General features: G+C 66.8%; 1 protein-coding gene. It reads left to right on the forward strand.

Annotated features, from left to right (window positions below; all coding sequences use genetic code 11):
• Nucleotides 1–745 (forward strand): heavy metal translocating P-type ATPase (locus AO501_RS18410; RefSeq protein ID WP_156452661.1); only part of this gene is annotated, 745 nt, incomplete at both ends.

Raw genomic sequence — 745 nt, forward strand, 5'->3', positions numbered from 1 at the left:
TCGGATACCCAGTTGGCGCAAATGGCGCGGCTGGTCGAAGAGGCGCAATCGGGCAAAGCGCAGGCGCAGCGGTTGGCCGATCGGATCTCGGGAATTTTCGTGCCGATCGTGATCGCGCTGTCATTGGCGACACTCGGGTTCTGGATCGCGGCAACCGGATCGGTTGCCGCCGCTTTCACTGCGGCGGTGGCGGTGCTGATCATCGCGTGCCCGTGTGCCCTGGGTCTTGCCACACCGACCGCCTTGATGGTCGGCACCGGCCGTGGGGCACAACTCGGGATCTTGATCAAGGGACCCGAAGTGCTGGAGTCCACGCGGCGAATCGACACCATCGTGCTCGACAAGACCGGCACCGTCACCACCGGCAACATGGCCCTGCTGGATGTCATCGCTGCACCCGATGAGCAGCCCGCCGAGGTGCTGCGGTTGGCGGGCGCGCTGGAGGACTCCTCCGAGCACCCGATCGGCCGCGCGATCGCGAAGGCAGCTCGTGACAAAGTCGGTCAGCTGCCCCCCGTCGAGGATTTCGCCAACCGGGAAGGGTTGGGCGTGCAGGGCATCGTCGACGGTCACGCCATGACAGTGGGCCGGCAACTGCTGGCGGATCGCTGCCAGCAGCTACCGGACAGCCTCACCGGGTCGCTGGGTCAGGCCGAGTCCGAAGGCAAGACCGCGGTCGTGGTCAGCTGGGACGACACGGCCAGGGGAATCCTGGTGGTCGCCGATGCGGTGAAGCCGACGTCGG

It is taken from the genome of Mycobacterium gordonae (assembly GCF_001417955.2).
GTDB lineage: Bacteria > Actinomycetota > Actinomycetes > Mycobacteriales > Mycobacteriaceae > Mycobacterium > Mycobacterium gordonae_B.